This window comes from Variovorax sp. HW608, assembly GCF_900090195.1.
In the GTDB taxonomy this organism is placed as follows: domain Bacteria; phylum Pseudomonadota; class Gammaproteobacteria; order Burkholderiales; family Burkholderiaceae_C; genus Variovorax.
The window spans coordinates 5,099,311-5,121,727 of sequence record NZ_LT607803.1 but is presented as its reverse complement, the minus strand read 5'-3'; the positions used below and the strand labels follow the sequence as shown (position 1 = coordinate 5,121,727).

The following is a 22,417-nucleotide window of genomic DNA, read 5'->3' as shown; positions in this document are numbered from 1 at the left end:
TCCACGCGGGTCGGACAGGCTCAAACGTCGAAGTAGAGCTGGAACTCCCAAGGATGCGGGCGCAGCCGCACGGGGTCGACCTCGTGCTTCCATTTGTACTCGAGCCAGGTGTCGATCAGGTCCTGGGTGAACACGTCTCCGCGCATCAGGAAGGCGTGATCCTTCTCCAGTGCGCGAAGCGCCTCGTCGAGCGATCCGGGGACTTTCGGGATGTTCCGGGCTTCTTCGGGCGGAAGCTCGTAGATGTTCTTGTCCAGCGGCGCGCCCGGGTCGATCTTGCCGTCGATGCCGTCGAGGCCCGCCATCAGCATGGCCGCGAACGCGAGGTAGGCATTCGCGGTCGGGTCCGGGCAACGGAACTCGACGCGCCTGGCGTTCGGCGAATCCGAGTACATCGGAATGCGAGCGGCGGCAGAGCGATTGCGCTGCGACATCGCGAGGTTCACCGGCGCCTCGTAGCCCGGTACGAGCCGGCGATACGAGTTGGTGGTCGGCGCACAGAACGCCATCAGGGCGTGCGCATGCTGAAGCAGTCCGCCGATGTACCAGCGGCACAGGTCGGAGGTCAGCGCCCAGCCGCTGGCGTCGTAGAACAGGTTGGTCTTGTGGTCCCACAGGCTCTGGTGGCAGTGCATGCCGCTGGCGTTGTCCGCGAACAGCGGCTTGGGCATGAAGGTGGCGACCTTGCCGTGCCGGCGCGCGATGTTCTTGACGAAGTACTTGTAGATCATCACGTTGTCGGCCATCCGCAGGAGTGACGCGTACTTCATGTCGATCTCGTTCTGGCCCGCGGTCGACACCTCGTGGTGGTGGATCTCGACCTGCACGCCCGCGTTCATCAGCGCCAGCACGATCTGCGAGCGGATCTCCTGCAGCGTGTCGTGCGGAGGGACCGGGAAATAGCCCTCCTTGTAGCGCGGCTTGTAGCCGAGGTTGCCGCCGCCGAACGCGCCTTCGTCGCGGCCCGAGTTCCACGCGCCCTCGACCGAATCCACGTAGTAATAGCCGCAATGCTCGTTCTGATCGAAGCGGATCGAGTCGAAGATGAAGAACTCGAGTTCCGGACCGAAGTAGCAGGTCTGGGCGATCCCGGTGCTCTTCAGATGACGCTCGGCCTTGCGCGCCACGTACCGCGGGTCGCGCGAATAGGGCTGCTTGAGTACCGGGTCGACCACGTCGCAGATCAGTGAAAGGGTCGGGGTCTCGCACATCGGATCGATGAACGCCGTGGCCGGATCCGGTTGCAGCAGCATGTCCGACTCGTGAATCTCCTGGAAGCCGCGGATCGACGAACCGTCGAAGCCGATGCCGTCGTCGAACAGCTCGTTGTTGAGTTCCGGCAGCCCGATCGAGAAGTGCTGCCAGAGGCCCGGCAGATCGGTGAACTTGAGGTCAACGATCTGGATGCCGTGCTCCCGCACGAGCTCGATCACCTCCTTCGCATTCTTGGGCGGGCTCGCCTGGTAGCTGCCGGGCCCGAAGTGGGCGATCGGGTGTTTTTTTTCGCTTGCCATGGCTCTCTCCTCGGTTGGGGTCACCCAGCATCCGGGCACCGCTCTCAGTCGCCGCCGGAAGATTCGCGCACCAGCCTCACATCCGTGCCGGCCAGGATCATTGCGCCGTCCTTGTCGACGTTGACGTGGCGACCATCCGCCAGCTTGTATTCGGCGAGGCCCGTCGGCTCCCACTGCCCCTCTATGTCGGGCACCGCATCGAGGCGGGCGAGGTGTTCATAGGCCTGGACACGGTAGGTCTGGCCGTCGCTGCCGCGCGCCGTGAAGGTGTCGAGCAGATGAAGCATCTTTTCCATGCGATCTCTCCTTGGTTACAACGGGCCGGGGCGCCTTCTGCATCCCGAGCACTCGCAGGCGATCAAAAAGGCGCACGCGAAGAAGAATTCGACGTGCCCGCCGGCATTGAAGTTCCGACGGGATCGTCATGGGACGGCACCGCGGGCAAACCCGCAGACGAAAGCCCGGCCGTTGTAAAGCCGTTGACATACGGCGCGCCGCCGCGTTCCTAGACTGGCCCGCAAGCCGTCGCCATCACGCGGACAAGGCAAGTTCATGACCCATCCATTCTCTTCGTTGCGAAAGCTCTTCCCCATCCTGGAGAACACCATCCAGTTGTCCAGTTGCTCGCAGAGCGCGCTCAGTCTGCCGGTCAAGCGCGCGATCGGCGACTACCTCGACGTATGGACACGGCGCGGTGCCGACTGGGGCTACTGGATGGAGCAGGTGGCGCTCGCACGCGCCGAGTTCGCCCGCATGGTCCACGCCGACGCGAATGACATCGCGGTGCTCGGCAGCGTGTCGGATGCGGCATCGAGCATTGCGTCCGCGCTGCGCTTCGGCGGCGAGCGGCCGGGCATCGTGACCGGCAGCCTGGACTTTCCGTCGATCTGCCATGTGTGGCTCGCGCAGCGGCCGCGCGGCGCGCAGGTGCGCTTCGTGCAGGCGCAGCCCGGTGCGAGCGACACCACGGACAAACTGGTGCGCGCGATCGATGGGCATACGGCGCTGGTGTCGGTGTCGCATGCCAGCTTCTACGACGATGACCGAGCTGATCGAATACCACCGCGCGGGCAAGGTGCGCATCCTCGCGAGTTCCGGCGAGGAGCGCAGCAAGACCGCGCCGGAGATCCCGACTTTCCACGAGCTCGGCTTCAACGGCATCGACAAGAACCCGTGGCTCGCATTCTTCGGCCCGAAAGGCGTGTCCTCGGATTTCATCGAGCCTTTCGAGCGCGCGGTGAAGACCGTGCTCGCGCAACCGGACGTGCAGGAGCGCCTGGCCAAGATGGGCAACGAAGTGACGCCGGCCTCGGGCAAGGAAGTCGGGCAATGGGTGGTGGACACGAACGCCACCTGGAGCAAGGTCATCCGCGAATCGGGCTTCAAGGCGCAATGAGCGCAGCGCGGCAATTCATCCAGAGCGGCTCGCGCTGGGAAGAACTGGCGGGCTATTCGCGCGCGGTGATCGATGGCGAATGGGTCTTCGTCTCCGGCACGATCGGCCAGGACTTCAAGTCCGGCGCCTTTCCCGACACCGCCGAAGGCCAGAGTGAACTTGCGCTCGACACCATCGAGCGCGCACTGGCACAGGCCGGATCCGGCCTCGCCGACGTGGTGCGCGTGCGGGTCTACGTGCCCGACCGCAACGACGTGATCGCGGTCAGCCAGGTGCTGCGGCGACGCCTCGGCGCCCATCGCCCCGCCAACACCACCGTGTGCAGCCCGCTCGCCGTGGAAGGCGCCAAGGTCGAGATCGAAGTGACCGCGCGGCGCACCGCATGAGCCATCCCCTTGTCTGTTCCTTTCCGACTGGACCCCATCGATGAGCCTCCTGACCCAGCTCGCGCAGGCCATGCGCAACAGCACCATTCGCACCATCGACCTCACCCACACCCTGAGCGAGGACTTCCCCGCCCTGCAGCTGCCGCCCCAGTTCGGGCAGGTGTCGGCGTTCAGGATGGAGCGGATCTCCCGCTACGACGAAGCCGGCCCCGGCTGGTACTGGAACAACTTCTCCTGCGGCGAGCACACCGGCACGCACTTCGACGCGCCTGCGCACTGGGTCACCGGCAAGGACCATCCGCGCAACACCGTCGACACCATCGCGCCGCACGACTTCATCGCGCCCGCCGTCGTGGTCGATGCCAGCGCGGAGGTGGCACGGAACGCCGACTGGCTGCTGACGGTCGAGTTCCTCGAAGTCTGGGAGGCCGCGCACGGCCGCATCCCAGAAGGTGCGTGGGTGCTGCTGCGTACCGACTGGTCCAAGCGCCTTCACGACCCGGCCGCGTTCGTCAACATGCAGGAGGACGGCGCGCACACGCCGGGGCCGACGCAGGCCGCGGTCGAGTGGCTGATCCACCAACGCAAGGTGCACGGCTTCGGCGTGGAAACGATCAACACCGACGCGGGCCAGTCCTACGCCTGGCCGCTGGCGTACCCGTGCCACACGCTGATGCACGGCGCCAACCGCTACGGGCTGCAATGCCTGAAGAACCTCGACCAATTGCCGCCGACCGGCGCGCTCATCGTCTCGGCGCCGCTGAAGATCCAGGAAGGATCCGGCAGTCCGTTGCGGGTACTGGCCTTGGTGGAAGACTCGGCGGGCGGCTCAGGCCGGGCCTGACGATCCCCGGACGATCAGCTCGCCGGGCAGCAGCAGCTGCCGCGGCGGCCCTTCGAGGCCCTGAAGGCGCTCGATCAGGCAGGTCGCCGCAGTGCGGCCGATCGCGTCGGTAGGCTGCGCAATCGCGCTGAGACCGGGGCCGATCAGCGGCGCCCACTCCGGATCGTCGAAGCCCACGAAGCCGATGTCGGCGCCGAAGCGCAAACCCAGCCGCGCCATCGCGCTGGCCACGCGCAGCGTCACGACCGCGTTGCCGGCGAGCACCGCGGCGCGGCGTCCGCGCCTGGCGCGCTTTTGCAGCGCGCGCAAGGCGGCATCGAGGCTGTCGCTGTCCTCGCCCGTGCACTCGAACACCTCGCCTTTCACGCGCGCTTCGTGCGCCGTCATGCAGGCGTCGAAGGCGCTCGCCCGTTCGCGCCGCGAGCTCACGCCCTTGAGCGGTTCGGTGATGTAGAGCAGCTCGCGGAAGCCGCTTTCGACCAGATGGCTGCAGGCCGCCTTCATCGCAAGCGGGTTGTCGAGCGAAACGAAATCGGTGTGCATGCCGGCATGGTGGCGGTCCACCAGCACCGCCGGCTTGCCATGCAGCGCCTCGGCATCGACGAGCCCCACGCCCCGGCCGAGCGTGTTGAGGATGAAGCCGTCCACCTGGTAGCCGGCGAGCGCATCGATGGCCTCGCGCTCGCGGTCGATGTCGTTGCCGAGGTTGAACAGCATCACGAGGTAGCCGGCGTCCTGGCAGGCCTTTTCCGCGCCGCGCAGCACGGCCACCGAATAAGGATTGGTGATGTCGGCCACGATCAGGCCGATCAGGCGCGAGCGGCCATGGCTCAGCGCTTGCGCCATCGGGCTCGGGCTGTAGTCGAGCTGGGCGATCGCGGCTTCGACGCGCGCCGCGATGTCCGGGCTCAGCAGCCGCTCACGGTGATTGAGAAAGCGCGAGACGGTGGCCTTGGACACGCCCGCCGCCCTGGCGACGTCGGCGATGGTCGCGCGGGCCGGGCGCTGCATGGGCGTCTTCGCGTTCAAGCGGCGGCCGTGTCGTAGACCGCCAGCGGACGCTCGCCTCCGAGCGCACGCAGCAGGTTCGTGGTCGCCATTTCCGCCATCGCATGGCGGGTCTCGTGCGTGGCCGAGCCGATGTGCGGCAGCGGCGTCACGCGCGGATGGGTGCAGAGCGGGGATTCCTTGGGCAAGGGTTCGGTGGCGAACACGTCGAGGCCGGCGGCGCGCAGCCGGCCGCTGTCGAGCGCGGCGAGCAGGGCGTCCTCGCGCACCGTGGCGCCGCGTCCGCCGTTGATGAAGATCGCGCCGGGCTTCATCGCATCGAACACGCTGGCGTCGATCATGCCGCGCGTGCTGTCCGACAGCGGCAGCATCGCGACCACGAAGTCGGCGCGCACTAGAAGTTCATCCCGCGGCGTGTACAGCGCGCGTCCCTGCAGCTCGGGCGCCTGCGCGGCGAGATCCACCGGCCGGCGCGTGTGATAGAGCACCGGCATGCCGAAGCCGAGCAAGGCGCGGCGCGCAATCGCCTGCCCGATGCGGCCGAAGCCCAGCAGCCCCAGCGTCTTGCCGTGCACATCGAAGCCGAACAGGTCTTCGCCAATGTTCTGGGTCCATTTGCCCTCGCGCACGAGGTTCGAGAGCTCGACCACCCGGCGGCTGGTCGCCATCAAGAGCGCAAAGACCGTGTCGGCCACCGTCTCGTCGAGCACGCCCGGCGTGTGGCACAGCAGGATGCCGCGCGCATGCAGCGCCGCCAGCGCGTAGTTGTCGACGCCGACCGACACGCTGGAGACCACCTGGAGCTGCGGCGCGCGCGCGAGCAGCGCGTCGTCGATCGGAAAGCTGGAACCGATCAGCCCGTGCGCGAGCGGCAGCGCGGCATCGAAGGCCGCCTGTTGCGCATCGATGCGCGGGTTGGCGACCGTGACCTCATGTTCGGCCTTCAGCCGCGCGAGCTGGTCACCCGGCAACTCACGGAAGACGAGGATGTTCTTGCGTGTCACAGGCGGGCCTCGTCGAGTTGGGCGCGCGTCGGCAGGCCCTCGGTATCGCCGAGCACCTGCACCGCGCGCGCGCCGATCCATGCGCCACGGCGCACGGCTTGAGGCACCGGCTTGCCTTCGAGCAAGGCGCTGACCACGCCGGCCGCGAAGCCGTCGCCGGCCCCGACGGTGTCGATCACCTCCTTGACCGGGAAGCCTTCGATGGTGCCGGTGCCCGCGACATCGCTGTCGTAGTAGGCCCCCTTCGCACCGAGCTTGACGACCACCAGCTTCGCGCCGCGCGCGCGGTAGAAGCGCGCGATGCCTTCGGGGGTGTCGTTGCCGGTGAGGATGAGGCCTTCCTCGACGCCGGGCAGCACCCAGTCGGCGCGCGCGGCGAGTTCGTTGATCCAGTGCCGCATCGTCTCGGGCGAGGACCAGAGCGTCGGACGCAGGTTGGGGTCGAAGGAGATGGTGCGGCCGGCGGCGCGCATCACCTCCATCGACTTGATCGCGGCCTGCAGGCTGGTGTCGGAGATGGCGGCGAACACGCCGGTGGCGTGCAGATGGCGCGCCGAGCGCAGCCACTCTTCGTCCACATCGGCCGGGCCCATGTAGCTCGCGGCCGAACCCTTGCGGTGGGATTCGACCGGCGGATCGCTGCCATCGGTCACGCGGCCCTTGAACTGCATGCCGGTACGCTGCGTCGGGTCGCAGACGACGTGCGAACAGTCGATGCCCTCGCTCTTCATGGTGGCGAGCAGCGCGCGCCCCATCGAATCGGTGCCGAGCCGGCTCGCCCAGCCGACCTTCAGGCCGAGGCGCGAGAGGCCGATGGCCACGTTGGTTTCGGCACCGGCGGTGCGCTTGTGGAAGGCGGTGGCGTTCTCGATCGGGCCCGGCTGGTCGGCGACCAGCAGCAGCATGGCCTCGCCGAACAGCGCGACATCGAAGGCAGATGATGAAGTCATGGGGTGGTTCGCAGTGATCGGATATGCGCGACCTGGTCGCGCGTGACAGCGGGCAGATCGTCGCCGACCAGCGGGTATTCGATGGCGCGCGGCACGTCGGCGGGCAACGCGCGCAGCACCGAGCGCCACGGCGCGATCGAATCGGCGAGCGGCACCGCGATCCACTTGGCGGGCAGGCGCTGCACGCCCTTGCAATGCACGTAGCGCACGCGCCGGCCCAGTGCCTGCGCGGCCTGCAACGGGCATTCGCCGAGCCAGTGCCAGTTGCCCATGTCGAAGGTCATGCCGAGGTCGAGGCCGGCGCGGTCGGCGGCATCGAAGAAGGCCTGCAACGCGGGCAGCGTGCCGGCTGAAACCGTCTGGTCGTTCTCGATGACGAGCTCGATGGAGGTTGCGGCCAGGCTGGACTTGAGGCTATTCAGCGCGCCGTGCGACGAGGGGCCGAAGTCGCCGATCGCCATCTTGAGCCGTGCGGCGCCCAGCGTGGTCGCTGCCGCAATGCCGCGACCGAGCGCGGCTTCGTCGAGATCGCCGCCCTGCGCGAAGAGGCCTTCAGGGCTCGAATAGACCGCTGCGAGGCCGGCCAGCGCCGGCAGTTCGGCTTCGGGGTCGCGCAGCAACTCGCCGCGCACTTCGACGCTGTCGGCACCCGCGGCCCTCGCAAGCTGCGCGCACCAGAGCTGCCCGTGGCGGCCGATCTCGGCGGCGCCGAAGGATGAGAGAGAGATCAGGACCGGCGTGGCCATCAGTGATGCGAACTCAGGATCTGGCCCAGGAACTGGCGCGTCTTCTCGTGCTTCGGATTGCCGAAGAATTCGCTCGGCGCACCCTGCTCGATGATCTTGCCGTCGGCCATGAAGATCACGCGATCGGCCACGCTGCGCGCGAAGCCCATCTCGTGCGTCACGCACAGCATGGTCATGCCGTCCTCGGCGAGGCCGATCATGGTGTCGAGCACTTCCTTGACCATCTCCGGATCGAGCGCGGAAGTGGGCTCGTCGAACAGCATGATCTTGGGCGACATGCACAGCGCCCGCGCGATCGCCACGCGCTGCTGCTGGCCGCCGGAGAGCTGGCTCGGGTACTTGTGCGCCTGGTCGGGAATGCGCACGCGGGTGAGGTACTTCATCGCGACCTCTTCCGCCTGCTCCTTCGACATGCCGCGCGAGCGCATCGGCGCCAGCGTGCAGTTCTGCAGGATGGTGAGGTGCGGGAACAGGTTGAACTGCTGGAACACCATGCCGACCTCGGCGCGCACCGCATCGACGTTCTTGCCGCCTGCCGTGAGCTCGATGCCGTCGACCACGATGCGGCCCTTCTGCACCGTCTCCAGGCGGTTGATGCAGCGGATCAGCGTCGACTTGCCCGAGCCCGAGGGGCCGCAGATCACGATGCGTTCGCCGGTGCGCACCGAGAGCTCGATGTCGGTCAGCACCTGGAAGCTGCCGTACCACTTGTTCACCGCTTCGAGCCGGATGATGGTGTCCGCGCCCGCGTGGGTCGCGACTGCGTCGGTCATGGATGTTCCCTGCGTTGACTTGACCGCTTACTGCATCTTCGGCAGGTCGGTCTGGAGCCACTTGTTGTAGAGCTTGTTCAGCTCGCCGTTGGCCGAGTTCTTCTGCACGAACTCGTTCACGTTCTTCAGCAGGTCGTCCTGGCCCGGGCGCATCGCGATGCCCATGTTCTGCTGCACCAGCGTGAACTTGTTTTCGAAGGTGTCGGCCGGCACGCGCTTGGCGATCTGCGCGGCAACGGTGGTCGAGGCGCCGATCGCATCGACCTGGCCCGACATCAGCGCCTGCATGGCCGAGGCGTCGTCGTCGAAGCGGCGGATCTCGGTGCCTTCGGGCGCGGCCTTGGTCACGGCCACGTCCTGCGTGCTGGCACGGGCCACGCCCACGCGCACGCCCTTGAGGTCGGCTGCGCTCTTGATCGGCAGGCCCTTCTTGCCGTAGAGCACGATGGTCGCGGCCGCGTAGGGCTGCGAGAACTGCACCTGCTTCGCGCGCTCGGGCGTGATCGCGAGCGAGGCCACCAGCAGGTCGACCTTGTTGGTCAGCAAGAAGGGAATGCGGTTCGGCCCGGTGACCGGCACGATGTTGGCCTTCACGCCCCATTCCTTGGCCAGCAGCTTGGCGACGTCGGCGTCGTAGCCGTCGGGCTGGTTCTGCGCATTGGTCGTGCCGTAGGGCGGGAAGTCGACCAGCATGCCGATGGTGATCTCGCCCTTCTTCTTGATGTCCGCGACGCTCTGTGCGGAAGCGAGCGGTGCGAAGGCGGTGAGTACGGCGCCCAGGCCCAGGGCCGCGATGGCAGCGCGGCGGGTGGTGGAACGGAACATGTCGGGTCTCCTTGATTGAGAACGGGTGAGATGGAAAGAGAGATTCAGCGGGCCAACGCACGAGCGCGCTGGCGCTCCATGCGCGCCGCCAGCAGCGACAGCGGCCAGCAGATGACGAAGTAGATCGCCGCCACGGTCGTGAACACATGCAGCGGCTGGAAGGTCGCGTTGTTGATGATCTGCCCGGCGCGCGTGACTTCGGTGAAGCCGATGATGGCCGCCAGCGAGGTGCCCTTGATGATCTGCACCACGTAGCCCACGGTCGGCGGCAGCGCGATCTTGAAGGCCTGCGGCAGCACCACGTCGCGCATGAGCGAGGCGTAGCCGAGGTTGAGCGCATGCGCCGCCTCCCACTGGCCGCGCGGGATCGCCTCGATGCAGCCGCGCCAGATCTCGCCCAGGAAGGCCGCGCTGTTGAGGACGAGCGCCACGCCGGCCGCGATCCACGGATTGATGTCGAAGCCCAGCACCGGTGCGCCGAAGAAGATCAGGAAGAGCTGCAGCAGGAGCGGCGTGCCCTGGAAGATCTGGATGAAGCCGGTGGCGAGCACGCGCGCCGTCTTGTTCTCCGAGGTGCGCGCCAGGGCGATGACGAGCCCGAGGACCGCGCCGCCGATGAAGGCGATCGCCGACAGCGCCAGCGTCCACTGGGCCGCCTGGAGGATGAACAGGAATTCGGGATAGCCGAAGGTACGCATGGTGTTCAGCGCCGGTCGGGGTAGTTGAGGGTGCGCCGGTAGATCAGCTTGAACAGCGCCGAGAACGCCAGCGCCAGCGCGAGGTAGATGCCCGCGACCACGATGTAGATCTCGAAGCTGCGGAAGGTCTGCGACTGCAGGTTGGCCGCGACCGAGGTGAGGTCGTCCGCCGAGATCACCGACACCACCGCCGAGCTCAGCATCAAGAGGATGAACTGGCTGGTGAGCGCCGGGTAGATGGCCTTGAGCGCGGGCTTGATGATGACGAAGCGGAAGATCTCCCAGCCCTTGAGGTTGAGCGCCCGCCCCGCCTCGATCTGGCCCTTCGGAATGGATTCGATGCCCGCGCGCACGATCTCTGCCGCGTAGGCGCCGAGGTTCACCACCATCGCGGTCAGCGCGGCCGTGTAGGGCGACCAGCGCAGGCCCACCGCCGGCAGCGCGAAGAAAAAGAAGAACAGCTGCACCAGGAACGGCGTATTGCGGATCACCTCGATGTACGCATTGACGACGAAGCGCAGCCACTTCGGCCCCGAGACCTTGCCCCAGGCGCAGAAGATGGCCACCACCAGCCCGAGCAGCGTCGCCACGAGCGAGAGCTGGATCGTGATCCAGGTGCCCTTGAGCAGCAGCGGCCAGGCGGCGAAAACGGCGTCGAACTGGAATTGGTAGTTCACGGAATGAGGGGGCTGGGGTGCGTGCTCGCAATTGGTGCAATTGCGCGACGAACGCACGTCGTCGCGGGCGGCGCCAGTATATGTGAAACCGGTTTCAGCACCGACCTAGGGATTCCCCCAGGTCGTGCGCCTGCCTACACTGGCGCGATGCTGGTCAACACAACAACAGAAGCAAGAACACAGCAAGCAGGCACCGAGAGCGCCCCCAAGGTGCAGCACCTGCGCCAGAACCTGCTGTGGCCTGTGCGCCTGATGACGACACGCGAGCCCCAGCCTTCACGGCGGGGCCCGTGGCAGGTGCTGCGCGACATGGGCGATGCATCGCCCTGGCGCGAGGAGATCGACGAATACACCGGCAGCAGCGATCGCTTTCACGAGCGCCACTACAACGAGTTCGTGAGCTTCCTGCCCTACGTGCAGCGCTTCCTCTACGGCGACGGACGCCGGGGTCGTGCGGCCGGCGCGGAGGTGGGCAGCGAATCGCCGATGCGCGTGTTCCGCCGCAGCGACGTGACCGCGGTGCGCGTGACGACGCGCGCCGGTGAAGCGCCGGTCACGCTGCAGGTGGTGCACATCGACCTCTACTTCTTCTTCGACGTCGATGTGGTGATGCTCAACGTCGAGGTCGGCGCCGACATGCTGAGCCTGCCGCAGGCGCAGGAGATCCTCTACCGCTTCGGTCGCGCCTACCCCGGCGGGTGGGATGCGCGGGGCCAGGCGCTGCATTGCATGCACAGCGTCGAGTGGCTCGGCGCGGATGGCCGCGTGCTGGCCGCCTCCGACGCGCAGCAGCGCGAGGCCTTTCTCTCGCACGTGGCCGAGCACCGCGCGCCGCGCATCGCGGCGCACTGGGCGTGGCTGATGCAGCCGCTCGTGCTCGATCAATCCGAGGAACCCGGCCTGCTGCGCTACCGGCAGATCGAGTACTACCGCATGCCGGTGATGGCCTATCTAGCGCTCGACGATCCGCGCCGCCTCGCGCGCGCGGATTTCCTGCGCCTCGCGCTCGTCTCCGGCGCGGCCGAGCCGGCCGTGTCGGGCACCGGCCCCCTGCCCTTCGGCGAGGACCTGATGACCGACTTCGAGCAGCGCTACTGCTACGACCGCTTCTGGGTCAACGCGGGCGCCGCGCCCAACACGCGCTACCTGTGCAACGGCCGCGCGCTGATCGTGCTGGGCCAGGCCGATTCGGAATTCTTCTGCTGCCGCGACCGCGGCGTGCTCGCGCAGTTCCGCCACCAGCATTTCCTCTTGTTCCTGATCGCGCACTTCCAGAAGGCGGCGCTCCTGATGTACTCGGACCGGCTGGTCGAAGCGCTGCGCCGGCTCGACATCCACGACGTTGCGAGCGTCAAGCGCTTCAAGCGCGCGATCCGCGCATGCTTCGAGGGCTTCCTGCGCTTCACGCACCGCTACTGGTTCCACGAGATCTCGGAACAGGCGCAGGTGCGCGCGCTGTCGCACCTGTGCACCACGCACCTCGGCCTCGATCCGCTCTACGAGGAAGTCAAGGAGCGCATCGCCGACATGAACACCTACCTCGAAGCCGACAGCCTGCGGCGCCAGGCCAACACCGTGGTGCGGCTCACCGTGGTCACGCTCTTCGGCCTGATCGGCACCATCACCACCGGCTTCCTCGGCATGAACCTGCTCGCCGAGGCGGACTCGCCGATGTGGCGCAAGCTGGTGTGGTTCGGCGTCGTGTTCGTGCTCACCACCTGGCTCACGGTCTACACGATGGTCAAGTCGAAGCGGCTGTCGGACTTCATCGACGTCCTGTCCGACGAGCGGGCCACCCTCCGCAGCAAGCTCGGCATCCTCGCGCGGGTGTGGCGGCCGGGCGGCGACTAGCGGCAACTCAGTCCAGCGTGCGGTTGCGATAGTCCGCGACCTCGGTGGGGCGGAAGTCGCCGACCGGAACGCGAAGGTCGTCGAGGTTCGTGATCCGCATACGGATGTACCCGCCGTCGCGCACCCAGCAGCCGCGCAGCGTGGCGCCGTCCCACCACGTCAGGTAGCCGAGATGGGCCGGCGCATCGCAAGTGTCCTGGGCATCGGTGAGGCTGAGCACGTTGAAGTCGCTGCCGTTCGCGACGAAGGTCACCGCCGGTTGCGATTCGCACGCGGCGATCAAGACGCAAGCGGCCACAAGGCCCGCGATCGGTGATGTGTCCATGGCCGTCCTCCTGGTCACTTGCGACATTGGACGCTTCGTTCGGTGCGCCGTCATCACCCTGGCAGGTGAAGATCGCGCGCCCGCAGCTCAGCCGGCGGCCGAGTCCCTGGTCCGCGGCAGCCAGACTTCGATCGCGCCCGGTTCGGCCTTGATCGACCGCGGCAGCAGCTTGATGACCCAGGGCTGGCCGGTGGGCGAATTCGCGGTCTGGATGAGCGCCTCTGCGCAGGCACGCGAGGATTCGTCGCGGATGACCACCGTCGGATCGGGATGGCCGACCGGCGGTGCGCGGCCCGCGCGGCGCGAGGTGCTGAGCACGTCTTCGATCGGCGGCACCGATGCGCCGAGCGCACGCCAGGGCCCGCGCCAGTTGCGCGCCTTGTCGCGCAATGCGGTCCCGTAGGTCTGGATATAGACCACCGCGCCCTGGCAGGCGTCGGGCGGCGGCATCGCGGGCGCAGGCGATCCCGCCGGCGAGCCGTTGCCGTCGGCCGCCGCAGGCGCATAGGTCGGCGGCACGGCGGTACCAGGGAGTGCCACTGGCGGCGGTGGCGCCGCCGCCACCGTGGTTTCCTCGCCGCCCCGCCCGGTCAGCACGTCGCGCATCCAGACGGCCACCGGCCAGGGTTCGGGCAAGGTGCCGCTGCAGTTCTGCTTCGAGCCGGTCTGGCCGGTGTAGTCGCGCGCCCAATAGCGCGGCGCGCACGGCGGCGCCTGCGCGGGTTGCAGGCAGTCGATGCCGTTGCCCGGATCGAGCAGCCGCGCGCACGCGGGCGAGCGCTGGCCCGGCGCCTCGTTGCCGCAGGCCTGCTTCGCATCGTCGACGATGCGCACCGAGAGGCGGAACCTCGCCATGAAGTTGTCGCTGCCCTCGCGGCACAGCAGGTCGCCGGTGCGCAGCAGCTCCGCGGCCAGCAGCGCGGGCGCGTCGCCGCCGGCGTTGCTGCTGTGCAGGTGGGCCCAGCGTTCGGTCAGGTCCTTGAAGGCGCTGTTCTCCGAGCGCTCCTGGTCCGCCCTTTGCGCACGCCAGCTGTCGATGCCCTGCCAGGCCGCCACGCCGAAGGTCGCGGCGGTGCCGATGCCGATCGAGGCGGTCACTGCGCCGGCCTTCAGCACGCGCGCCTGCAGCCGGCTCATCGAGCCCACCGCCGCGGCGGTCGCGCTGTCCTTGTCGCCCCCCCTGGCCGCGTGCGGCGTCGAATCCGGCTGGCCGTCATCGGGCACGAAGAGGCCCACGGCGCCCATCGCGACGTGCGAGAGCATCTCGTCTTCCAGGCGGTTGCCGATCTCCGCGCCGAGGCGGAAGTAGCTCTCCCACTGGGCTTCGTCGAAGAACTGGTCGGTGGTCGGCTGCTGCGGGAACAGCGGGTTGGCGGCCTTGAAGTTCACCAGGTCCACCGGCAGCGAGGCCGAGACGTTCGGCTTGACCAGCACGATCTGCCCCGTGGCGCCGCTCGCATAGCGCACCTGCGCGAGCGCGAGGCAGGCCTGGCTGCTCGGCGACGCCAGGTCGTTGAGCGAACCGAAGGCCTCGAGGTGCTTCCAGTCCGCGCCCGGCCTCGGCTTCATGAAGGTGATCTCGGCATTGAGGTCGATGCGCGCACGCCGGATCAGGATCTCCAGATCGCAGAAGCGGTAGTCGGGATCGGCGCCGCAGTCCGCGATCACGATCAGCGCTGCCTCCTGGCGCAGCAGCGCATAGGCGGCGGTGTTCTCGAAATGCCCGCCGTCGCTCAGATACCAGTTGGCGGAACTGCTGCCCGGAAAGGCGCCGAAGCATTCGAGCAGCAGGAAGCGCGTCTTCATCAGCAGCGGACTCGCATGCACCACCGCCCCGCGCTGCACGATGCCGGCATCCGCGCTGTTCCACCAGTAGCCGAGCCGCAATCCGGCGAAGACCGACAGCGTCGCGAGCCCGCGCTTGGTCAGCCGCCCGAGGCCCGGCGCGAAGGCCGCGCCCGAGATGGCGGTCCAGGCGCCGAGCGAGAGTGCGCCGTCGCCATGCGCCTGCGTCCACTGCGCACCGCCGGCCTGCATCCAGCCCAGCGGACCGACGGTGAGCGGCTGGCTCTTGCGGTCGCGGTTGAAGAGCTTGTCCTTGGTGCTGTGCGTCTGGTTGATGCAGATGTTCGCCAGGTGCACCGGGCCGCCGTGCAGGTGCGGCGCGTAGCGCAGCTGCGAGATGTCGTCGTGCGGATCCACCTCGCCCACGGGCACCTGGGGCGGCTCCAGCCCCGAGACCTGGTCCACCGGGCTCGCGCCGAGGCGCCGCGCATTGGCCGCGCCGAGGTAGCCACGCACGATGCGCGCCTTGTAGAACATGTGCAGCGACGAGACGTTGAGGAAGCCGAAGTTGCGCCCCGTCACGATCGCGTAGCTGCCGATGATCACCGCGATGGTTCCGAGCCAGGCCCAGCCGCGCGTGAAGTCGAGCCCCGCGGGTGTGAACACCGGCAGCAGCACCACGGTGTAGACCACGCCGATCCACCACGCCGCGAGGCAGAAGGCCAGCAGCAGCCCGAGCAGGCTCGCGAGGGTCAGCATCAGCGACTTGCCGATGCCGGGCATCTCCTGCCGGTGCGACAGCAGCATCGGCAGCACCCCGCGCAGTGCCGCCGCCACCACCAGCAGCACCGCGCCGTAGGACACGCGCAGCTGCGAGTCTTCCGCGGCGAGCCACCACGCGCTCTGGTCGAGCAGGCCCAGCATGACGATCAGCAAGGCGGTGCTGATGATCGACGCCAGCCGGTCGGTGAGCTCGTTGCGCATTGCAGCCGGCGCCTTGCGGCGGCTCTGGAACAACACCCAGACCAGCGCGACCACCCAGCACATCGAGAAGCCGACGAAGGCCGGCGTGATCCACACCGGCCCGCTGTAGCGCTGCACCAGCGGCCCGCCGATCAGGCTCGCGCCGATGCCGAGCGCGAGCCACATCCCGATCTGCAGCAGCATCGACGCGGTGGACGGCTTGTCGCGCACCGACCAGTACGCACACGCCAGCACGACCGAGGCGATGAAAGGCCCCACCAGCGTGAACCACAAGGTGGGCCATTGCGTGGCCCACTCCACGAGCAGCCGCACGTACTGCGTCGCATCCAGGTCGATGACGCTGCTGGCCGTGTCGGGCGGCAGGCTGTTGAGGTCCACCGCGCGGAACACCGTATCCCAGAGCAGCAGGTTGGTTGCCGCGAGCACCATGCCGATGAGGCTGGCGGCAATCGCGAGCTCGATGTGCGTGCCCAGCAGATTGCGCAGGTAGAGCGCCGCCGCGAAGAGCGTGTCGCGCACCCCGCCCGGGATGAGATACCGGCCGTTGGCGCGCAGCCACCAGCCGAAGCGCGCGCGGTCCACGTCGCCGAGCGCGCGTTCGATCTCGCGCACGTCGTCCGGCGACTTGGCATCGGTGCACAGGCGGCCGATCGTGGCGCCGATGTAGCCGCCGCCCGAGACGGTCGAGACGAGGTCGAACTTGAGCAGCTGCCGATGCTCCGCCAGCGACTTGAGCAGGCCGAGACAGAAGGTGGCGCTGCGGATGCCTCCGCCGGACAGCGCGAGCCCCCAGGGGCGATGACCATCGTCGACGCCGTGGAGCGCGCGGCGGCGCTCGCCTACCAGCTGCTGGATGGTTTCGTCCATGCCGCTCCTCGTCGTTCTGCGCCGCAATATTTCATGCCTTGCGCGGCGCAGCAATGGAGCGAAAGGCCTATGGCTTCGGACGGGCGATGGGTTGGGTGATCGTTGGGCGTTCGCTCTTTCAGCGCCGCCGCTGCTGCTGCCGCTCGCGCGCACGCCGCACCTGGCGGCTCTGCGATGCCTGTTCGGCCGCGCGGGCCTGGTGCGCCTTGTTCTCGCGCCGCCGCTTCGACAACCAGCGGCCGAGCGCGAAGCTTCCGATCCCGCTCACGATCGCGATGACGAGGCCGAGGATGCCGACTTCCATGCGTTGTCTCCGTCGTGCGCGCTAATGCATGCTATTGCACGCGCGTGACGCTTGCCGGCTTGAAGCCGAGATCGGCCGCCTTGCCCTTGCGCGCCCGCGCGCCGCGGGCGTTGTTGAGCGAGCGGATCTCCAGCGTTTCCTCGCGCTCCTTGCCGCCGCGGCCCACGCCCGCGATGCTCACGCTGCGCGTGTACGCGGCCGCGCCCGCGAGCGTGTCCTTGGCCTCCAGGTCGATCAAGGTCAGCCCGCGGCCGCCCTTCGGCAGCGCCTTGAGTTCGCCGATCTCGAAGGTCAGGATGCGGCCGCCCGTCGATGCGCAGCACACATGCGTGGCCGCGGGCAGCGGCTCGGCGCCGCCTGCGCCGCCGACCAGCGACGGAGCGCAGAGCTGCTCGCCCTCGCCCACATCGACGAAGGCCTTGCCGCCCTTCTGGCGCGAGACCATGTTCTCGACCGCCGCGATGAAGCCATAGCCCCCACTGCTCGACAGCAGCAGGTTCGCGCCCAGTGGGCCCGCGAAGTAGTGCGCGACATGCGTGCCGCTTTCGAGATCGATCAGCGTCGTGACCGGTTGCCCGTCGCCCCGGCCGCCCGGCAACGAAGCCACCGGCACGCTGTAGACGCGCACGCTCTTGTCCTTGGCGGTGCCGAAGACCAGCAGCGTATCCACGGTGCGGCATTCGAAGGCCCCGTAGAGCGCGTCGCCGGACTTGAAGCTGTACTCGGGCGGCGCCGACCCCGCGGCGCGCTCGCTGGCCCAGCCCTTCTGCGTGCGGACCCAGCCCTTCTGCGACACGATCACGGTCACCGGTTCGTCGACCACGCGCACTTCGGCGACGGCGCGCTTCTCCGCCTGGATCAGCGTGCGGCGCGGGTCCTCGAAGTTCTTGGCGTCGGCTTCGATTTCCTTCACCACCAGGCGGCGCAGCGCCGCCGGGCTCGCGAGGATGTCCTCGAGCTTCTTCTGCTCTTCGCGCAGGCTCTTGAGTTCCTGCTCGATCTTGATCGCCTCGAGGCGCGCGAGCTGGCGCAGCCGGATCTCCAGGATGTCCTCGGCCTGGCGCTCGCTGAGGTTGAAGCGCGCGATGAGCGCCGCCTTGGGCTCGTCGGAGGCGCGGATGATCGCGATCACCTCGTCGATGTTCAGCAGCACGAGCTGCCGGCCTTCGAGGATGTGGATGCGGTCCTGCACCTTGCCGAGGCGATGCCGCGAGCGCTTCTCGACCGTGACCTCGCGGAACGCGATCCACTCGTTCAGCATCTGCCGCAGCGACTTCTGCGTCGGCTTGCCGTCGATGCCGACCATCGTGAGGTTGACCGGCGACGAGCTTTCCAGCGAGGTCTGCGACAGCAAGGTGCCGATGAACTCGTCCTGGCTGATGCGCGAGGTCTTCGGCTCGAACACGAGGCGCACCGGCGCATCCTTGCTGGACTCGTCGCGCACGCCGTCGAGCACCGCGAGCACCGCGGCCTTGAGCTGCGTCTGTTCGGTGGTCAGCGCCTTCTTGCCGGCGCGCACCTTCGGGTTGGTGAGTTCCTCGATCTCTTCGAGCACCTTCTGCGTGCTGACGCCCGGCGGCAGTTCGTTGACCACCAGCTGCCATTGGCCGCGTGCAAGTTCCTCGATCTTCCAGCGCGCGCGCACCTTGAGCGAGCCGCGGCCGGTGCGATAGGCCTCGGCGATCTCGGCCGCGCTGCTGATGATCTGCGCGCCGCCCGGATAGTCCGGACCCGGCACCAGCGAGAACAGCTCCTCGTCGCTCAGCTTGCCGTTGGACTTGATCATCGCCACGCAGGCATCGGCCACTTCGCGCAGGTTGTGGCTCGGGATCTCGGTCGCGAGACCGACCGCGATGCCGCTCGCGCCATTGAGCAGCACGAAGGGCAGCCGCGCCGGCAGCAGGCGCGGCTCGTCGGTCGAGCCGTCGTAGTTCGGGATGAAATCGACCGTGCCTTCGTCGATCTCGTCGAGCAGCAGGCTGGTGATGCGCGACAGGCGCGCTTCGGTGTAGCGCATCGCCGCGGCGCCGTCGCCGTCGCGGCTGCCGAAGTTGCCCTGGCCGTCGACCAGCGGATAGCGCTGCGAGAAGTCCTGCGCCATGCGCACCAGCGCATCGTAGGCGGCCTGGTCGCCGTGCGGATGGAAGCGGCCGAGCACGTCGCCGACCACGCGCGCGCTCTTCACGGGCTTGGCGCCGACGGTGCCGTTGGCGCCGCCGAAGCCCAGGCCCATGCGCGACATCGAATAGAGGATGCGCCGCTGCACCGGCTTCTGGCCGTCGCTGACATCGGGCAGGGCGCGGCCCTTGACGACGCTCAACGCATATTCGAGGTACGCGGTCTGCGCGTAGTCGGCCAGCGTCAGCGCGCCGTCGTCTTCAGGGCTCTGGAAATCGAGCGTGGGTTGGTCCATGGGAACAAGGAAGTGAAAAAAGAAATCCGCGAAATCACGAAGCCGGCTCCGCGGATTCGGTCTTCGGCGCCGCCGGCAGTTCCGGCATCGCGGGACGGCCGCGCACGTCGGGCGGCATATTGCCACGACCGAGGGCACCGCCGACCGGCACGCCCATCTCCATGCGGATGCGTGCCGGCGCCTGGCCGCGGCCGATCGCGGATGAAGGCTTGAGGTAGGCGTAGAGCTGGAGCACCGTGCTCACGTAATTCTGCGTCTCGCGGTAGTTGGGGACCTTGTTGCCGGCGCGCTGCACCGCGCCCTCGCCCGCGTTGTAGGCCGCCAGCGCGAGTTCGAGGTCGCCGGGGAACATCGCGATCAGGTCGCGCAGATAGCGCGAACCGGTGGCGATGTTGATGCGCGGATCGAAGAGCTTTTTCTCGATCGACGCGCGCTTGTCGGCCGCCACGCCGTAGCGCTCCGCCGTCGCCGGCATCACTTGCATGAGCCCCAGCGCGCCCTTGGGCGAGACGGCCTGCGCGTCGAAGCCCGATTCGGTCGCGACCAGCGCCTGCAGCAGCTCGTAGTCGATCGAGTGGCGGCGGGCCGCCTCGCGCATCGCGCCCTGGGCGGGCTTGTAGCTCGGCGAGGCCTCGAACATCGAGATCAGCGCCTGCGAGGCGCGCGGCACCTTGCCGCCTGCCAGGCCGCCGCGCCCGCGACCGAGGCCGTTCGCGGTATCGAAGCTCTGACCGCCACGGAAGAACAATTGGTAGCGTTCGTCGACCTTTTCCGACGCGAAATGCGCCACGCCCTTGTCGTCGACGTAGCCGAAGATGTCCGTCGCCCGCGCAGCCTGCGGCGAAACCGCCAGCACGAGTGCCGACAGCAACGCAACGATCCATCCAGAAAACCTCATCGATTTCGCCATGCGGCACTATGCCCGCGCCCGGTAAACGCACATCGTCCGCACCGTCACAAAATGTTCGGCGCCGCCGGGCAGTGCGTCAGATGTCCACTTCGACCTCGTCGGCGCGCAGTTCCATGAGCTCGCGCCGCGCGGCAGCCTCGCCCTTGCCCATCAGCTTGGTGATCTCGCCCTGCGTGCCCTGCACGTCGAAGCGGCCGAGCCGGACCTGCAGCAGACGCCGCGTGTCGGGATTCAGCGTGGTTTCCCACAACTGTTCCGCGCTCATCTCACCCAGGCCCTTGAAGCGGCTGATGCTCCAGGCGTTCTCGCGCACGCCGTCCTTGCGCAGCTTGTCGAGGATCGCCGTGAGTTCGCCTTCGTCGAGCGCATAGACCTTCGACGCCGGCTTCTTGCCGCGCGCGGGCGCATCGACGCGGAAGAGCGGCGGCTTGGCCACGTACACATTCCCGGCCTCGATGAGCTTCGGGAAGTGGCGGAAGAACAGCGTGAGCAACAGCACCTGGATGTGCGAGCCGTCGACGTCGGCATCGCTCAGGATGCAGATCTTTCCGTAGCGCAGGCCCGAGAGGTCGGGCGTGTCGTCCGGACCATGCGGGTCGACGCCGATCGCGACCGAGATGTCGTGGATCTCGGTGTTGGCGAACAGCCGGTCGCGCTCGACTTCCCAGGTGTTGAGCACCTTGCCGCGCAGGGGCAGGATCGCCTGGCATTCCTTGTCGCGGCCCATCTTGGCGCTGCCGCCGGCCGAATCGCCCTCGACCAGGAAGACCTCGTTGTGCGCGGTATCGCGGCTTTCGCAGTCGGTCAGCTTGCCGGGCAGCACGGCCACGCCCGAGCCCTTGCGCTTCTCGACCTTCTGCCCGGCGCGCTGGCGCGTCTGCGCGGCCTTGATGGCGAGTTCGGCAAGCCGCTTGCCGTAGTCCACATGCTGGTTGAGCCACAGCTCCATCGCCGGGCGCACGAAGCTGGAAACCAGACGCACCGCGTCACGGGAGTTGAGGCGCTCCTTGATCTGGCCCTGGAACTGCGGGTCGAGCACCTTCGCCGACAGCACGTACGAAGCCCGCGCGAACACATCTTCCGGCAGCAGCTTCACGCCCTTGGGCAGCAGCGAATGCAGGTCGATGAAACTCTTGACCGCGGTGAAGAGCCCATCGCGCAGGCCGCTGTCGTGGGTGCCGCCCGCGCTGGTCGGAATCAGGTTGACGTAGCTCTCGCGCACCGGCTGGCCTTCTTCGGTGAAGGCCACGCACCAGTCGGCGCCTTCGCCCTCGGCGAAGTTGTCGGCGTTCTTGTCGGCATGGCCCGAGCCCTCGAAGAGCGGGATCACCGGGTCGCCGCTGAGCGTCTGCATCAGGTAGTCGCGCAGGCCGCCCTTGTAGAGCCAGGTCTGGGATTCCTTGGTTTTCTCGACCGCCAGCGTGACCGAGACGCCGGGCATCAGCACCGCCTTGCTGCGCAGCAGGTGCGTGAGTTCGTGGACCGGCAGCGCCGCGGACTCGAAGTACTTCGCGTCGGGCCAGGCACGCACCGTGGTGCCCTGCCGGCGGTCGCGCGGGCCGTCGCCATTCCCGGCCGCGGCGCTCTCCTGCGGGCGCACCTTGAGCTTGTCGACGACGTCGCCGGCGGCAAAGGCGATCTGCGCGACCGAGCCTTCGCGGTACGAGGTCACTTCGAGGCGCTTCGACAGCGCATTGGTCACCGAGACCCCCACGCCATGCAGGCCGCCCGAGAAGCTGTAGGCGCCGCCCGCGCCCTTGTCGAACTTGCCGCCCGCGTGCAGCCGCGTGTACACCAGTTCGATGACCGGCGCCTTTTCTTCCGGATGGAGGCCGAACGGAATGCCGCGGCCGTCGTCTTCCACGCTCACCGAGCCATCGGCGTGGAGGACGACCTTGATCTTCTTGCCGAACCCCGCGAGCGCCTCGTCGGCGGCGTTGTCCAGCACTTCCTGGATGATGTGCAGCGGGTTGTCGGTGCGGGTGTACATGCCCGGCCGCTGCTTGACGGGCTCGAGCCCCTTGAGGACGCGAATCGACGCTTCCCCGTAACTGCCTGGTTCCTTGCTTGCCATGGCGCGGGATTCTAGGGCGGCAGCCCGGGAAGCCGCGACGGACCCCTGCCTACGCCTCATCAATGCGATGCGTAAATATCAAT

General features: G+C 68.0%; 21 protein-coding genes. 4 read left to right on the top strand and 17 right to left on the bottom strand.

Annotated elements, in window-relative coordinates:
- Positions 1 to 20: 20 nt before the first annotated feature.
- The 3 genes from glnA to VAR608DRAFT_RS37520 all read right to left on the bottom strand — a co-directional run bounded on the left by glnA (position 21) and on the right by VAR608DRAFT_RS37520 (position 2,482).
- Positions 21 to 1,514 (bottom strand): type I glutamate--ammonia ligase, encoded by a 1,494-nt coding sequence (gene glnA / locus VAR608DRAFT_RS24325; protein ID WP_088956405.1) that lies wholly within the window; start codon positions 1,512 to 1,514, stop codon positions 21 to 23.
- A 44-nt stretch (positions 1,515 to 1,558) separates the two neighbouring features.
- A complete protein-coding gene (locus tag VAR608DRAFT_RS24320; RefSeq protein ID WP_088956404.1) occupies positions 1,559 to 1,810 on the bottom strand; it encodes a hypothetical protein in 252 nt (83 codons plus the stop codon).
- Positions 1,811 to 2,221: 411 nt separating this feature from the next.
- On the bottom strand, positions 2,222 to 2,482 hold the full coding sequence (locus VAR608DRAFT_RS37520; RefSeq protein ID WP_172843783.1) for a hypothetical protein: 261 nt from the start codon (positions 2,480 to 2,482) through the stop codon (positions 2,222 to 2,224).
- Positions 2,483 to 2,535: 53 nt separating this feature from the next.
- Between VAR608DRAFT_RS37520 and VAR608DRAFT_RS24315 the strand changes: the two genes are divergently transcribed.
- Genes VAR608DRAFT_RS24315 through VAR608DRAFT_RS24305 form a run of 3 tightly spaced genes read left to right on the top strand, consistent with a single transcriptional unit; the run spans position 2,536 to position 4,140 of the window.
- Entirely contained in the window at positions 2,536 to 2,910 is a 375-nt protein-coding gene (locus VAR608DRAFT_RS24315; RefSeq protein ID WP_231972945.1) for a tripartite tricarboxylate transporter substrate-binding protein, read from the top strand.
- Positions 2,907 to 3,296 carry a RidA family protein gene (locus VAR608DRAFT_RS24310; RefSeq protein WP_088956402.1) on the top strand — a complete coding sequence of 130 codons (390 nt, stop codon included), beginning with the start codon at positions 2,907 to 2,909 and terminating at the stop codon, positions 3,294 to 3,296. The genes VAR608DRAFT_RS24315 and VAR608DRAFT_RS24310 overlap by 4 nt, the downstream gene beginning before the upstream one ends.
- Before the next feature lie 40 nt (positions 3,297 to 3,336).
- Complete coding sequence (locus VAR608DRAFT_RS24305; protein ID WP_088956401.1) at positions 3,337 to 4,140, top strand: cyclase family protein; 804 nt, start codon at positions 3,337 to 3,339, stop codon at positions 4,138 to 4,140.
- Here VAR608DRAFT_RS24305 and VAR608DRAFT_RS24300 read toward each other — a convergent pair.
- Genes VAR608DRAFT_RS24300 through VAR608DRAFT_RS24265 form a run of 8 tightly spaced genes read right to left on the bottom strand, consistent with a single transcriptional unit; the run spans position 4,126 to position 10,821 of the window.
- Positions 4,126 to 5,151: a LacI family DNA-binding transcriptional regulator gene (locus VAR608DRAFT_RS24300; RefSeq protein ID WP_088956400.1), complete on the bottom strand. Its 1,026-nt coding sequence runs from the start codon at positions 5,149 to 5,151 to the stop codon at positions 4,126 to 4,128. The two genes, VAR608DRAFT_RS24305 and VAR608DRAFT_RS24300, sit on opposite strands and share 15 nt — an antisense overlap.
- A 14-nt stretch (positions 5,152 to 5,165) precedes the next feature.
- Positions 5,166 to 6,152, bottom strand: a complete 987-nt coding sequence (locus VAR608DRAFT_RS24295) for a 2-hydroxyacid dehydrogenase (protein WP_231972944.1) — start codon at positions 6,150 to 6,152, stop codon at positions 5,166 to 5,168.
- The gene (locus VAR608DRAFT_RS24290) at positions 6,149 to 7,102 is read right to left on the bottom strand and encodes a sugar kinase (RefSeq protein ID WP_088956398.1); all 954 of its coding nucleotides are present in this window, start codon (positions 7,100 to 7,102) and stop codon (positions 6,149 to 6,151) included. Before VAR608DRAFT_RS24290 ends, VAR608DRAFT_RS24295 begins: the two co-directional genes overlap by 4 nt.
- Complete coding sequence (locus tag VAR608DRAFT_RS24285; protein WP_088956397.1) at positions 7,099 to 7,848, bottom strand: sugar phosphate isomerase/epimerase family protein; 750 nt, start codon at positions 7,846 to 7,848, stop codon at positions 7,099 to 7,101. Before VAR608DRAFT_RS24285 ends, VAR608DRAFT_RS24290 begins: the two co-directional genes overlap by 4 nt.
- On the bottom strand, positions 7,848 to 8,621 hold the full coding sequence (locus VAR608DRAFT_RS24280; RefSeq protein ID WP_088956396.1) for an amino acid ABC transporter ATP-binding protein: 774 nt from the start codon (positions 8,619 to 8,621) through the stop codon (positions 7,848 to 7,850). Before VAR608DRAFT_RS24280 ends, VAR608DRAFT_RS24285 begins: the two co-directional genes overlap by 1 nt.
- A 27-nt stretch (positions 8,622 to 8,648) precedes the next feature.
- The gene (locus VAR608DRAFT_RS24275; protein WP_088956395.1) at positions 8,649 to 9,446 is read right to left on the bottom strand and encodes a transporter substrate-binding domain-containing protein; all 798 of its coding nucleotides are present in this window, start codon (positions 9,444 to 9,446) and stop codon (positions 8,649 to 8,651) included.
- Positions 9,447 to 9,490: 44 nt separating this feature from the next.
- A complete protein-coding gene (locus tag VAR608DRAFT_RS24270; RefSeq protein ID WP_088956394.1) occupies positions 9,491 to 10,144 on the bottom strand; it encodes an amino acid ABC transporter permease in 654 nt (217 codons plus the stop codon).
- A 5-nt stretch (positions 10,145 to 10,149) separates the two neighbouring features.
- On the bottom strand, positions 10,150 to 10,821 hold the full coding sequence (locus VAR608DRAFT_RS24265) for an amino acid ABC transporter permease (protein WP_088956393.1): 672 nt from the start codon (positions 10,819 to 10,821) through the stop codon (positions 10,150 to 10,152).
- 147 nt (positions 10,822 to 10,968) lie between these two features.
- Between VAR608DRAFT_RS24265 and VAR608DRAFT_RS24260 the strand changes: the two genes are divergently transcribed.
- Positions 10,969 to 12,672: a hypothetical protein gene (locus VAR608DRAFT_RS24260; protein WP_088956392.1), complete on the top strand. Its 1,704-nt coding sequence runs from the start codon at positions 10,969 to 10,971 to the stop codon at positions 12,670 to 12,672.
- Between the two features lie 7 nt (positions 12,673 to 12,679).
- Here the strand turns inward: VAR608DRAFT_RS24260 and VAR608DRAFT_RS24255 are convergent, their stop codons facing one another.
- From VAR608DRAFT_RS24255 to VAR608DRAFT_RS24230, 6 genes are all read right to left on the bottom strand, one after another.
- Positions 12,680 to 12,997: a hypothetical protein gene (locus VAR608DRAFT_RS24255; RefSeq protein ID WP_088956391.1), complete on the bottom strand. Its 318-nt coding sequence runs from the start codon at positions 12,995 to 12,997 to the stop codon at positions 12,680 to 12,682.
- Between the two features lie 87 nt (positions 12,998 to 13,084).
- Positions 13,085 to 16,633, bottom strand: coding sequence for a patatin-like phospholipase family protein (locus VAR608DRAFT_RS24250; RefSeq protein ID WP_088956390.1), 3,549 nt, complete (start codon positions 16,631 to 16,633; stop codon positions 13,085 to 13,087).
- A 118-nt stretch (positions 16,634 to 16,751) separates the two neighbouring features.
- Complete coding sequence (locus VAR608DRAFT_RS24245; RefSeq protein ID WP_088956389.1) at positions 16,752 to 16,937, bottom strand: hypothetical protein; 186 nt, start codon at positions 16,935 to 16,937, stop codon at positions 16,752 to 16,754.
- A gap of 31 nt (positions 16,938 to 16,968) precedes the next feature.
- Positions 16,969 to 19,350: a DNA topoisomerase IV subunit A gene (parC, locus tag VAR608DRAFT_RS24240; RefSeq protein WP_088956388.1), complete on the bottom strand. Its 2,382-nt coding sequence runs from the start codon at positions 19,348 to 19,350 to the stop codon at positions 16,969 to 16,971.
- A gap of 34 nt (positions 19,351 to 19,384) precedes the next feature.
- Positions 19,385 to 20,248, bottom strand: coding sequence for a lytic transglycosylase domain-containing protein (locus tag VAR608DRAFT_RS24235; RefSeq protein WP_088958944.1), 864 nt, complete (start codon positions 20,246 to 20,248; stop codon positions 19,385 to 19,387).
- Positions 20,249 to 20,336: 88 nt separating this feature from the next.
- Entirely contained in the window at positions 20,337 to 22,334 is a 1,998-nt protein-coding gene (locus VAR608DRAFT_RS24230; RefSeq protein ID WP_088956387.1) for a DNA topoisomerase IV subunit B, read from the bottom strand.
- Positions 22,335 to 22,417: the final 83 nt, after the last annotated feature.

Excerpts from the sequence above, each read along its gene's own strand:
- VAR608DRAFT_RS24250 (WP_088956390.1), bottom strand. The coding sequence starts at position 16,633 with ATGGACGAAACCATCCAGCAGCTGGTAGGCGAGCGCCGCCGCGCGCTC.
- glnA (WP_088956405.1), bottom strand. The coding sequence starts at position 1,514 with ATGGCAAGCGAAAAAAAACACCCGATCGCCCACTTCGGGCCCGGCAGC.
- VAR608DRAFT_RS24270 (WP_088956394.1), bottom strand. The coding sequence starts at position 10,144 with ATGCGTACCTTCGGCTATCCCGAATTCCTGTTCATCCTCCAGGCGGCC.
- VAR608DRAFT_RS24275 (WP_088956395.1), bottom strand. The coding sequence starts at position 9,446 with ATGTTCCGTTCCACCACCCGCCGCGCTGCCATCGCGGCCCTGGGCCTG.
- VAR608DRAFT_RS24315 (WP_231972945.1), top strand. The coding sequence starts at position 2,536 with ATGCCAGCTTCTACGACGATGACCGAGCTGATCGAATACCACCGCGCG.
- VAR608DRAFT_RS24235 (WP_088958944.1), bottom strand. The coding sequence starts at position 20,248 with ATGAGGTTTTCTGGATGGATCGTTGCGTTGCTGTCGGCACTCGTGCTG.
- VAR608DRAFT_RS24320 (WP_088956404.1), bottom strand. The coding sequence starts at position 1,810 with ATGGAAAAGATGCTTCATCTGCTCGACACCTTCACGGCGCGCGGCAGC.
- parC (WP_088956388.1), bottom strand. The coding sequence starts at position 19,350 with ATGGACCAACCCACGCTCGATTTCCAGAGCCCTGAAGACGACGGCGCG.
- VAR608DRAFT_RS24290 (WP_088956398.1), bottom strand. The coding sequence starts at position 7,102 with ATGACTTCATCATCTGCCTTCGATGTCGCGCTGTTCGGCGAGGCCATG.
- VAR608DRAFT_RS24310 (WP_088956402.1), top strand. The coding sequence starts at position 2,907 with ATGAGCGCAGCGCGGCAATTCATCCAGAGCGGCTCGCGCTGGGAAGAA.
- VAR608DRAFT_RS24230 (WP_088956387.1), bottom strand. The coding sequence starts at position 22,334 with ATGGCAAGCAAGGAACCAGGCAGTTACGGGGAAGCGTCGATTCGCGTC.
- VAR608DRAFT_RS24245 (WP_088956389.1), bottom strand. The coding sequence starts at position 16,937 with ATGGAAGTCGGCATCCTCGGCCTCGTCATCGCGATCGTGAGCGGGATC.
- VAR608DRAFT_RS24260 (WP_088956392.1), top strand. The coding sequence starts at position 10,969 with ATGCTGGTCAACACAACAACAGAAGCAAGAACACAGCAAGCAGGCACC.
- VAR608DRAFT_RS24305 (WP_088956401.1), top strand. The coding sequence starts at position 3,337 with ATGAGCCTCCTGACCCAGCTCGCGCAGGCCATGCGCAACAGCACCATT.
- VAR608DRAFT_RS24300 (WP_088956400.1), bottom strand. The coding sequence starts at position 5,151 with ATGCAGCGCCCGGCCCGCGCGACCATCGCCGACGTCGCCAGGGCGGCG.
- VAR608DRAFT_RS24285 (WP_088956397.1), bottom strand. The coding sequence starts at position 7,848 with ATGGCCACGCCGGTCCTGATCTCTCTCTCATCCTTCGGCGCCGCCGAG.
- VAR608DRAFT_RS24280 (WP_088956396.1), bottom strand. The coding sequence starts at position 8,621 with ATGACCGACGCAGTCGCGACCCACGCGGGCGCGGACACCATCATCCGG.
- VAR608DRAFT_RS24255 (WP_088956391.1), bottom strand. The coding sequence starts at position 12,997 with ATGGACACATCACCGATCGCGGGCCTTGTGGCCGCTTGCGTCTTGATC.